The following is an 11,841-nucleotide window of genomic DNA, read 5'->3' as shown; positions in this document are numbered from 1 at the left end:
AGACAAAATTAAAACAATTAACTATAACTGAAAGCAACAAAATCAAAGAATTGGGTATTCAGCAAAATCAATTAACCCAAACCTTAAAAGCGTTACAGCGTCTCTCTCTTCAGCCTATTGAATCCTTTTTTTTAAGTGATCGCGCACCCGTTGATATTGTGCATACTGGGCTTCTTCTACAAGTTGTGATCCCCACAATTAAAAAAAGGGCGGCAGAGTTACAAAATGAGCTTGCGGAATTACAGGCCCTTCGTACACAAATTAACCAGCATCAAGCAACATTAGCGGAAGAAGGGCAAAATCTTAAAAAATTTGAGAATCGTGTAGCAGAATTAATTAATCTTCAAAAAAATCTAACTATTCAATCTTCAGCAGAACAAAAAAAATTAAATGAACAAAGTTCAAAATTGGCCCAAAGTGCCCGTGATCTTCGGGAGCTTTTATCAAACTTAACTGAACTTTCTCCTTCACCTTTGGATTTTACTATTGACCAAAATCAAAAAAAACAACCCATCCCAGATAATCAACCTAATAAGGAGCAGGCTTCTCTTGAAGCTTTAAATCCACAAAATTCGAGAGCAAGTGACGCTTTACCGTCATTCAATGATTTACGTTTTATTAAACCCAAAAATCTTAAATTATTCCCAACCAAGAAAAATAGTCTGTTGATGCCAGCAACAGGACAAATTATACTGAAATACGGCGATACATTGCCATCTGGCGAAACTTCAAGAGGAACTATTATTCAAACAAGGCCAGGTGCCCAAATTATTGCCCCTTTTGATGGGCAGGTTAAATTTCGTGGTCCTTTTCGAAGTTATGGAGAAATTTTGATTATTGAACATGGTCGTGGATATCACAGTTTACTTGCAGGCCTATCCCATATTGATGCCGAGGTTGGGCAATGGCTCTTAGAAGGTGAACCTGTGGGATCCATGGACCAAACAGAAAATAACATCCCATCACTTTATTTTGAAATTAGACTTGATGGGAACCCCCTAGATCCGTTACCTTGGTTAATTACAAGCAACAATTAATTGTATAGAGTAAAATAGCATGTTTAAAATACGCATATTCTTTTTAGCCTTTTTATTAAGCCCTGTTTTTTCTTTAATAGCTATTGCCCAACAAAAAAATAATAATGATACCACCTATCAACAGTTAAATCTTTTTGGTGATGTTTTTGAAAAAATACGTGCCCAATATGTCGAAGAACCAGGTGATGATAAACTTGTTCAAGCTGCTATTGATGGAATGCTTTCTTCTCTTGATCCTCATTCCAGCTATTTGACCGAAAAAGATTATAAAGATATGCAAATTCAAACCCGCGGGGAATTTGGTGGGTTGGGTATCGAAGTTTCAATGGAAAATGGAATTGTTAAAGTTATTTCCCCCATTGATGACACCCCAGCGGCCCGTGCTGGTGTGCAGCCTGGTGATTTAATCATTAGCATTAATAAAGAAGATATTTATGGATTAACCTTAAAGGATGCCGTTGAAAAATTACGGGGCCCTGTTGATTCTAAAGTTACTCTTACGATTAAACGCGGGGACCAAGATCCTTTCGATCTGAATTTAGTTCGCGCTTCAATTAAAATTCAATCTGTGCGATCAAATATTTATAATGGTGATATTGGCTATGTGCGATTAACGAGCTTTACCGAACAAAGTACACCTGGCCTTACCTCTGCGCTTAAAAAAATCCAAGATGATACAAAAGGGAAGCTTAAAGGTTTGGTTCTTGATTTACGAAACAACCCTGGGGGTTTATTGGATCAAGCCATTTCTGTTAGTGACACATTCCTTGATAAAGGTGAAATTGTATCAACCCGTGGTCGTGACCCCCAACAATCAGATCGCTATAACGCCAAAGCAGGTGATCTTTTAAATGGATTACCCTTAGTTGTATTAATTAATGATGGATCCGCATCCGCTTCAGAAATTGTTGCAGGTGCTCTTCAAGATCATCAACGCGCTGTTATTATGGGAACAAAAAGCTTTGGGAAAGGATCTGTTCAAAATATTATTCCTATACCAGGGCACGGGGCCATACGTTTAACCACCCAACGTTATTATACCCCATCAGGGCGTTCCATCCAGCTTACAGGAATTGAACCCGATATTAAGGTTGAACAAGCACGTATTGAATCTTTGGGTGACCCCAATAAGGAACGTCATGAGGCAAGTTTACGTGGAGCGTTAAATAATCCAAATGGCTTAACACCAGAAGCTCTTAAAAATTCTACAACCCCGAAAACAGAACCTATAGATGCAGCTGGTAAAACTAATCCAGATGCATTAAAAACAGCTGTACCAAGTGATAAAAATCCGAAAGCTTCTTCATCATCTACAGAAATTAAGCTTGAAGATGATTATCAACTCATGCGGGCTGTTGATTTATTGGAAGGGTTAAATTTATTCCAAAACAAACTTGCTAATAAAAGCAATTAAACATCACGCAATATGATGGTAGTTAATTTGGAAAAATTACCATATCGGTTAGGCGTTGGTATTATTCTTTTTAATATCAAGAAACAAGTTTTTGTAGGCCAACGCTTTGATATGCCAAGTGATGCATGGCAAATGCCCCAAGGGGGCATTGATAAAGATGAACATCCCGTTGATGCCGCATGGCGGGAAATGATTGAAGAAATTGGTACAAAAAATGCGGCGTTTCTTTATGAAAGTAAAGATTGGTATTATTACGACTTACCCCAGGATTTAATTCCTAAACTTTGGCAGGGACGTTTTAAGGGGCAAAAGCAAAAATGGTTTGCTTTTAAATTTTTAGGCCAAGATGGTGAAATTAACATTCATACATCATCCCCAGAATTTAAAGCATGGCAATGGGTTGATTTACATCAAACACCTGATTTAATTGTACCTTTCAAAAAAAACCTTTATCAAAATCTTGTTAAAGAGTTTAATCAATTTTTATAGATTTTATTTCCTTGAATTATTTTCAAAATATATTTTTGCCAGATAGAGCAAAAATTTTACCTTAAGAACGGGCGGCTTTCCAGCTTCTGTAATGAAATAATGTATGCGCAATAGGTTTGCATATTTTGTAAATCCATCCATAAGGTTTTAATCCAATTGCTTTAAAAACCATGGCCATCACTTTATCAATGTGATGGGTTTGATAAAAAGAATAAGCTCTTTTGGCATAGGCTTCTGTATAATAAGCACGTTGATATATTGCATTATTCTTTTCATTTGTCGCATAATATGCGTAGGCTAATTCATCATCTTCGGATTCAAAAATACGTGTTAAGGCAATCGAAAGACGCTTTAACGTTCCTATTCTTTCTTTCTCTAAATATTTATTTAAATAACTATAAAATAATTTATAATGGCGTAATTCATCGGCAGCTATCCGACGGCAAATTTCTTTTAACACAGGTTCTTCTGTTGATTCCATTAATGCGGTATAATAAGAACTTGTTCCTGTTTCAACAATGCAGCGGGCAACCAATTCACCACAACGACTGCCCCGTACAGATTGGGTTTGGGTTACAGGAATTTGATATCCTTTAATAAATTTATCAAAAGATTGATCAAAAATAAAATCTGGATCTGCCATATGTGCCCATTTGGCTAAGGCTTCCCCATGTTGCACTTCCTCAATCGCCCATTTTTTTGCAACATCTTGAAATTCTGGATCATCATGAAAAACATTACAAAGATACAGCCCATAATCCTTGCCATTAGCCTCCACGACCGAGGCAGCTTTAATCACATTGATAATATCAGGATTAATTTTGCTAGGGTCAAATCTATGCCATGGTATATCATCAAGGGTCCAATGTTTCACAGAAATTATTCCTTTAAAATCTTTATATCTTAAAATAATTTTCTAAGAAAATTAAAGAAAAAGTCAATTATTTTTAATTAAAGTACTGGTATTTTTAATAAATAGTATTGGATAAAGATACAAGCTGTGATTCCACAAAAGTTAATTTATGGGTTAATATTTCTTGCTCTTCTTTATTTTGTGAAACTTTAATCTCATCTTTCAGATCTTTAATTTTTTGATCAAGATCACCTGCGGTTAAATTATTTAAATCAACTGCTTGGCTTACCAAAATGCGGCACATTGTTGGGGTTATTTCACTAATCCCTTGATCAATAAATAAACGCTTTATATGAACACCATTTTTATAAAAAATAACTAAACCAGGGCGCAACGCAGCAATAAGGGCACTATGACCATGAGCAACTGCAAAATCACCATCGACCCCAGGCAGAACAACCATATCAACAGTTTCTGTTGCCAATAATTGTTCGGGTGTCACAATTTCTACATGCATAGTTTCCATGATATTTCCTTTATTATATCCTATGCTGCCTCAGCTGCCATTTTTCTTGCTTTATCAACAACTTCTTGAATGGTTCCAACCATATAAAACGCTGATTCAGGTAAATCATCATAATCACCAGATACAATACCTTTAAATCCTTTGATAGTATCCTCCAAACTGACAAGCACACCAGGGGTGTTGGTAAAGACTTCCGCCACGTGGAAAGGTTGGGATAAGAAACGTTGGATTTTTCTAGCTCTCGAGACCACTAATTTATCATCTTCCGATAATTCATCCATACCCAAAATCGCAATAATATCTTGAAGAGATTTATAGGTTTGTAAAACTTTTTGAACTTGACGGGCAACTGTATAATGCTCATCCCCAACAATTCTTGGATCCAAAATACGGCTGGTTGAATCTAAGGGATCAACCGCAGGATAAATCCCAAGCTCAGCAATCTGTCTTGATAATACTGTTGTCGCATCCAAATGCGCAAAAGAAGTTGCAGGTGCAGGATCGGTCAAATCGTCAGCAGGCACATAAATAGCTTGCACAGAAGTAATCGATCCTTTTTTAGTTGTTGTAATTCTTTCTTGTAAGGTTCCCATTTCGGTGGCTAGGGTTGGTTGATATCCCACCGCTGATGGAATACGACCCAATAACGCTGACACTTCAGACCCTGCTTGGGTAAAGCGGAAAATATTATCAACAAAGAAAAGCACATCTTGGCCTTCTTCGTCACGAAAATATTCAGCCAAGGTCAAACCTGATAAAGCCACACGTGCGCGGGCCCCAGGTGGTTCATTCATTTGACCATAAACCAAAGCTGCCTTGGATCCCGGACCATCAAGTTTAATAACACCTGATTCAATAAATTCATGATAAAGATCATTTCCTTCACGGGTACGTTCGCCCACACCAGCAAATACAGAAAATCCCCCATGTGCTTTTGCAACGTTATTAATCAATTCTTGAATCAAAACTGTTTTACCAACCCCTGCACCACCAAAGAGACCAATTTTACCCCCTTTAGCATAAGGGGCCAAAAGATCAATAACCTTAATACCCGTCACCAAAATTTCAACCTCGGTTGATTGTTCGGCAAAAACAGGTGCTGGACGGTGAATAGGAAGAAATGTTTTTGTATCAATAGGACCACGTTCATCAATAGGTTCCCCTATCACATTGATAATACGTCCTAATGTTGCAGGACCAACGGGCACAGAAATTGCTGTACCTTTATCTTTAACAGGCATACCGCGTACCAAACCATCGGTTGAATCCATGGCGATCGCACGGATAATATTTTCACCTAAATGTTGGGCCACCTCAAGGATCAAAGTTTTACCTTGGTTATCAACCTCTAATGCATTTAATATGGGGGGCAATTTTCCATCATCAAATTGCACGTCAATAACCGCACCTAATATTTGTGTGATTTTACCCCTTAGTTGATCTGCCATAATAACTCCTTAAATTAAATAATAAGATATCTTTTCTTAAACAGCTTCTGCGCCTGAAATAATTTCTATAAGCTCTTTCGTAATATAAGCTTGGCGTGTACGATTATAATGTATGGTTAAACGATTAATCATGTCACCTGCATTGCGGGTTGCATTATCCATAGCAGACATACGCGCACCCTGTTCACTGGCCCCACTTTCTAAAAGACCGCGGAATAATTGAACAGCCAAATTTAATGGAAGTAACGTTTCCAAAACTTGATCTTCATCAGGTTCATAATCATAAATTTGCGCGTCAGAAGATTCTGTTTCTTTAGATGATATTTTTAATGTATCAGATGAAATAAATGGGATTAATTGTTGCAAGGTAACAATTTGGCTAATAACCGATTTAAATTTATTGTAAATTAACGTACAAACATCAAATTCATGAGCCTCAAAAGCTTTTTTAATTTTATAGGCTAGTTTTTCGGCAACCTCGAAAGTTAATTTTGGTTTGGCAACATCTTCGATTGTATCAATAATTAAAGACCCAAAATCCCGGCGCAATTGGTCACGCCCTTTACGCCCCACGCAAAGAATTTTAACTTTTTTGCCTTGACTTTGAAGATCATGAATATGTTTTCTCGTAATCTTAATAATCGACGAGTTAAAGCCCCCACATAATCCACGGTCCGATGTCATCACAACAAGCAAATGGGTCGTATCCAATCCACTTCCAACCAAAAGTTTTGGCGCTGTATCTTTTTGTGCCTTCGCACCAAGATTGGCTAAAATATGTTCCATCCGTTCTGCATAAGGACGGCCAGCTTCCGCATGTTCTTGGGCGCGTCTTAATTTTGCAGCCGCCACCATTTTCATGGCGGATGTAATTTTTTGCGTTGATTTGACGCTATTAATTCTAAGCTTAAGATCCTTAAGACTGGGCATAATTTCTTCTTTTAATTAGGCAAAAATTTTAACAAAACTATCGAGCACAGTTTTAAGACGGTTTTCTGTATCGGGGATTAATTCTTTTTTCTCCCGGATAGAGTCAAGAATATCTTTATGTTTGTTCCTAATTTCTGCAAGCAATGAAGCTTCAAAGCGATTAACGTCTTCTGTTTTCACTGTATCAAGATAACCACGTACCCCTGTAAAAATTGACACAACTTGTTCTTCCACAGGCATTGGTTTAAATTGATCTTGTTTCAAAAGTTGGGTCAAACGTGCACCACGTGCCAACAGTTTTTGGGTTGCAGGATCAAGGTCAGATGCAAATTGGGCAAAAGCTTCCATTTCACGAAATTGGGCAAGTTCTAATTTAATACGACCCGCAACTTGCTTCATGGCCTTAATTTGAGCAGCTGAACCAACCCGGCTGACTGAAATACCAACGTTAATAGCAGGGCGAATACCTTTATAAAAAAGTCCGGTTTCAAGAAAAATCTGACCATCGGTAATCGAAATAACGTTCGTTGGAATATAGGCCGATACGTCACCCGCTTGTGTTTCAATGATTGGTAACGCGGTTAAAGATCCAGACCCACTTTTCTCATTCATTTTAGCCGCACGTTCCAAAAGTCTGGAATGAAGATAAAACACATCCCCTGGATATGCTTCACGTCCTGGGGGGCGTCTTAAAAGCAACGACATTTGACGGTATGCAACAGCTTGCTTGGAAAGATCATCATAAATAATAACAGCATGCATTCCATTATCACGGAAAAATTCCCCCATTGCACATCCGGCATAAGGAGCCAAAAATTGAAGGGGAGCTGCCTCAGATGCTGTTGCTGCTACAATAATTGTATAGTCCAGCGCACCTGAATCTTCTAATTGTTTAACAATTTGGGCAACTGTCGACCGTTTCTGCCCAACCGCAACATAAATACAAAAAAGTTTTTGTTTATCATCATTGCTATTATTAGTATTTTTTTGATTAATAATTGTATCAATAGCAACTGCTGTTTTACCAGTTTGACGATCCCCAATAATTAATTCACGCTGACCACGCCCCACAGGAACCAAACTATCAATAGCTTTAAGTCCTGTTTGCATAGGTTCATGCACAGAACGTCTTGGGATAATACCAGGGGCTTTAACTTCAACCCTTTGGCGTTTTACATCTTTTAAGGGTCCCTTACCATCAATAGGGTTACCTAATGAATCAACCACACGGCCTAATAAGCCCTTACCAACAGGCACATCAATAATCGCACCTGTACGTTTAACAATGTCCCCTTCTTTAATGGTTTTATCATCACCAAATAACACAACCCCGACATTATCTGCTTCAAGATTTAAAGCCATTCCTTTGGTACCATCAGCAAATTCAACCATTTCACCAGCTTGCACATTATCAAGACCATAAACACGGGCAACACCATCCCCAACAGAAAGCACTTGACCAATTTCAGCCACATCTGAACTTGTATTAAAATTATTAATTTGCTGTTTTAAAATAGCCGAAATTTCAGCAGCATTAATATCCATTTTTTAACCATTTCCTTTCATAGCAAATTGTAATTTTAATAATTGTGATTTTAAAGAGTTATCAATCATTTGGCTACCAAGACGTACAACAAACCCCGCGATTAAATTTTGATCTGTTTTGGCTTGAAGATCAATATTTTTTCCCATTTTTTTTGATAATATATCTTTTATTTTTTGTTTATGATCATCATCTAACGGTATTGCTGACGTAATTTCAACTTTTAAAATATTTTTTTGAAAATCTAAAAAATTAAAGAAAGCTTGAATAATTTTGGGTAATAAAGAAAAACGACCATTTTTAATAATTAATCGAATAGAGTTTTTAACTAAATCACTTGTTTTTAGAGAAGAAAAAAGTGCATCCACAATTTGATTTTGTGCTTTTTGATCCAACGTTGGATTATGTAAAAGTTTTTTGGCAATATCATCGTCATGTATAGCTTGAGCCCAAATTTTAAATTCTTCAGCAACTTGATCAACTTTATGGTTTTCTTCGGCAAGATCCAAAATAGCTTTGGCATATCTTGCTTCAAGTTTACTATCACTTACATTTTTACTATCACTTACATTGTGCACGTTTTTTGATTCCCCTACAGCCTCAATAGATTCTCACCAATCTTAAGATTGGCCTTCTAGCATAGTTAAAAATTAGTTGCAACTTTTATAGAGAAAATTGTTCTCTCTTTATAGTTTCATTGCATTATATATGCAAGGCATGACCTAAAACATTTAATGCCGCTTCTTTAACAGCTTCATTAAGTGTGGGATGCGCATGAAAACTACGGGCCAAATCTTCGGCAGATCCACCAAATTCCATAATCATCACACATTCATGAATTAAAGTTCCAGCCTCAGGTCCTATAATATGGGCCCCCAATAATTTATCTGTAGTAGCATCTGCTATAATTTTAACAAATCCTTCGCTAATATTATTTGTTCTTGCCCTACTATTTGCACTGAAAGGGAATTTCCCCACTTTATAAGAAATACCCATTGCTGTTAATTCTTCTTCAGTTTTACCAACACTTGCAAGCTCTGGAAATGTATAAATAATAGAGGGAACTGTATCATAATTAACATGCCCTGCTTGACCTGCCAATCGTTCAACTAAGGCAATACCTTCTTCTTCTGCTTTGTGGGCAAGCATGGGTCCTTTGACAACATCCCCAATAGCATAAAGGCCTGGCACATTGGTATGATAATAGAGATCAATGTCAATAAAACCTTTAGGATCTAATTTGACACCCAATTTTTCTAACCCCAAACCTTGGGTATAAGGTTTACGTCCGACAGCAACCAAAATTGCATCTGTTTTAAATTTTTCTGTTGTTTGTCCATCTGCAGATTGAAGAATAGCAGTTAATGATTTTGCTGTCTGTTCAATTGATGTAATTTTATTCTTTAACTTAAAATTTAATCCCTGTTTTTCTAAAATACGTTGAAAATTTTTGGCAAGCTCTCTATCGATCGAGGGCAGAATACCATCAAAATATTCAACAACTGTAACATTGCTTCCCAACCGGCGCCATACAGATGCCATTTCTAAACCAATATACCCAGCCCCAATTACCAATAAATCTTTGGGTACATCTTTCAAAGACAACGCCCCCGTAGATGAAAGAATGCGCTTTTCATCAAAATCAATATTAGGCAGTGAAACAGGTACGGATCCCGTTGCAATAATAATGTGAGCCGCTTGATAAATGGAAATTTGTTTATCGCTATCTTGGACGGATATTTTTCCCTCTCCCAATAATTCAGCTTCACCTTTAATATAGTCAACTTTATTTTTTTTAAATAAACCTTCGATCCCTTTGGTAAGGGTATCGACAATCTTGTCCTTGTGCTTCATCATGAGGCCCAGGTCAAAACTAACCTTATCGACTTTAATCCCATGTTCCGGCACAAGATGGGATAGACTTTCAAATTTTTCTGATACATGCAAAAGCGCTTTTGAAGGTATACATCCAACATTTAAACATGTACCGCCAAGTTTGCCACGTTTTTCAATACATGCAACATTCATGCCCAATTGGCCAGCCCGCAAAGCTGCAACATACCCCCCCGGGCCACCACCAATAATAACAACATCAAAATTCTTTTTAACCAAAATTAAATTCCTTTATTTTAAAGATCCAGCAGTAATCTTTGGGGATCTTCTAAACATTCTTTGACACGTACCAAGAAAGAAACCGCTTCACGCCCATCAACAATGCGATGATCATAAGACAAAGCCACATACATCATAGGTCTAATTTCAACCTTACCATCAATCGCCATAGGCCGCATCATTGTTTTATGCATACCCAAAATACCGGATTGAGGTGGATTGAGAATAGGCGTTGACATCAATGATCCATACACCCCCCCATTACTAATAGTAAAGGTGCCACCTGTTAATTCTTCAAGCGTAAGCTTTCCTTCACGTGCTTTGGTTCCAAATTCGGCAATAATCATTTCAAGATCAGCAAAACTTTTCTGATCAGCATCACGAATAATTGGCACAACAAGTCCTTGTTCTGTACCAACGGCAACACCAATATCATAAAAATTTTTATAGACAATATCATCCCCATCTATTTCTGCATTAACCATGGGAAATTCTTTTAAAGCGACCAAACAAGATTTAACAAAAAAAGACATAAAACCAAGTTTAATTTGACGTTTTTTTTCAAAAACGTCTTTATAACGTGCACGTATGGCCATGATTTGTGTCATATCAACTTCATTAAAAGTTGTTAAAATTGCCGCATTATTTTGGGCCATTTTAAGCCGTTCTGCAATTTTTTTGCGTAATCTTGTCATGGGTACGCGTTCTTGCTCACGTCCCATTTGTTTAGAAATATTTTGCCTAGATTGTGAAGAAGGGACAAAATTTTGTGAAGATATATTAGAGACGTTTAACAGATCACCTTTTGTTAAACGGCCATCTTTTCCAGTACCAGCTATATTTTTAGGATCAAGTTGTTTTTCTTCAACGATTTTACGAACTGCAGGAGAAAGTGCTGCTTGCCCACCATTATTTTTTTGTGGTTGAGCTGCCTGAACCTTCGCATTAACTTCTGCCGAAGATTGTTTTTGATCTTTTTGGGAGGTATTTGTTTTTTTAGGCATTGCTTTTGCATCAATTGTTCCAAGAACTGCGCCCACTTCGACAACATCACCGGCTTTTACTTTTATTTCTGATAAAACACCTGCTTCAGGTGCTGGCACTTCAAGTGTAATTTTATCCGTTTCCAATTCAACCAAAGGTTCATCCACCGCAACCATATCACCTTCAGATTTAAGCCATTTTGCGATTGTGGCTTCTGTGACTGATTCACCCATAACTGGAACGATAATTGATGTTGCCATGATTATATCCTTTTAAACTTATCTACCATGATTATTTTTTTTGACCCTCTAGAGAGAGCGCAGATTGGACAATTAAATTTTGTTCAAGCACATGACGTTTCCAAAGCCCGGTTGCGGGTGCCGCTGCTGCAGGACGTCCAATATAAATTAATTTATCTTGTTTCATTTTAAGTTTTGCCATCAATTCTTCAATCAAGGGGGCAACAAATCCCCAGGCCCCCATATTTTTGGGTTCTTCTTGGCAA

At 37.3% G+C, this 11,841-nt stretch carries 12 protein-coding genes; 3 read left to right on the top strand and 9 right to left on the bottom strand.

All coding sequences use genetic code 11. The features are described 5' to 3' along the window. The 3 genes from K1X44_07950 to K1X44_07940 all read left to right on the top strand — a co-directional run. A partial coding sequence (locus tag K1X44_07950; GenBank protein ID MBX7147225.1) for a peptidoglycan DD-metalloendopeptidase family protein occupies window positions 1-1,037 on the top strand: 1,037 nt, incomplete at its 5' end. 19 nt (window positions 1,038-1,056) lie between these two features. Then, window positions 1,057-2,451, top strand: a complete 1,395-nt coding sequence (locus K1X44_07945) for a S41 family peptidase (GenBank protein MBX7147224.1) — start codon at window positions 1,057-1,059, stop codon at window positions 2,449-2,451. 12 nt (window positions 2,452-2,463) lie between these two features. Then, entirely contained in the window at window positions 2,464-2,940 is a 477-nt protein-coding gene (locus K1X44_07940; GenBank protein MBX7147223.1) for an RNA pyrophosphohydrolase, read from the top strand. A 61-nt stretch (window positions 2,941-3,001) separates the two neighbouring features. Here K1X44_07940 and K1X44_07935 read toward each other — a convergent pair whose 3' ends face one another. From K1X44_07935 to K1X44_07895, 9 genes are all read right to left on the bottom strand, one after another. Then, a complete protein-coding gene (locus K1X44_07935; protein MBX7147222.1) occupies window positions 3,002-3,820 on the bottom strand; it encodes an acyl-ACP desaturase in 819 nt (272 codons plus the stop codon). Window positions 3,821-3,908: 88 nt separating this feature from the next. Continuing rightward, window positions 3,909-4,319 carry an ATP synthase F1 subunit epsilon gene (gene atpC / locus K1X44_07930; protein ID MBX7147221.1) on the bottom strand — a complete coding sequence of 137 codons (411 nt, stop codon included), beginning with the start codon at window positions 4,317-4,319 and terminating at the stop codon, window positions 3,909-3,911. A 20-nt stretch (window positions 4,320-4,339) separates the two neighbouring features. Further along, entirely contained in the window at window positions 4,340-5,767 is a 1,428-nt protein-coding gene (atpD, locus tag K1X44_07925; GenBank protein MBX7147220.1) for a F0F1 ATP synthase subunit beta, read from the bottom strand. Between the two features lie 36 nt (window positions 5,768-5,803). Next, window positions 5,804-6,697 (bottom strand): F0F1 ATP synthase subunit gamma, encoded by an 894-nt coding sequence (locus K1X44_07920; protein MBX7147219.1) that lies wholly within the window; start codon window positions 6,695-6,697, stop codon window positions 5,804-5,806. A gap of 15 nt (window positions 6,698-6,712) precedes the next feature. Then, window positions 6,713-8,242 (bottom strand): F0F1 ATP synthase subunit alpha, encoded by a 1,530-nt coding sequence (atpA, locus tag K1X44_07915; protein MBX7147218.1) that lies wholly within the window; start codon window positions 8,240-8,242, stop codon window positions 6,713-6,715. Between the two features lie 3 nt (window positions 8,243-8,245). Beyond that, window positions 8,246-8,818 carry an ATP synthase F1 subunit delta gene (gene atpH, locus K1X44_07910; GenBank protein ID MBX7147217.1) on the bottom strand — a complete coding sequence of 191 codons (573 nt, stop codon included), beginning with the start codon at window positions 8,816-8,818 and terminating at the stop codon, window positions 8,246-8,248. A 124-nt stretch (window positions 8,819-8,942) separates the two neighbouring features. After that, window positions 8,943-10,352: a dihydrolipoyl dehydrogenase gene (gene lpdA / locus K1X44_07905; protein MBX7147216.1), complete on the bottom strand. Its 1,410-nt coding sequence runs from the start codon at window positions 10,350-10,352 to the stop codon at window positions 8,943-8,945. Window positions 10,353-10,369: 17 nt separating this feature from the next. Further along, on the bottom strand, window positions 10,370-11,596 hold the full coding sequence (gene odhB, locus K1X44_07900) for a 2-oxoglutarate dehydrogenase complex dihydrolipoyllysine-residue succinyltransferase (GenBank protein ID MBX7147215.1): 1,227 nt from the start codon (window positions 11,594-11,596) through the stop codon (window positions 10,370-10,372). Window positions 11,597-11,627: 31 nt separating this feature from the next. Further along, on the bottom strand, window positions 11,628-11,841 hold a 214-nt coding region (locus tag K1X44_07895), incomplete at its 5' end, for a hypothetical protein (protein MBX7147214.1).

Source organism: Alphaproteobacteria bacterium (genome assembly GCA_019695395.1).
Lineage (GTDB): Bacteria > Pseudomonadota > Alphaproteobacteria > JAEUKQ01 > JAIBAD01 > JAIBAD01.
Note: the sequence above shows the minus strand (reverse complement) of the source record. Positions and strands in the feature narration are given on the sequence as shown.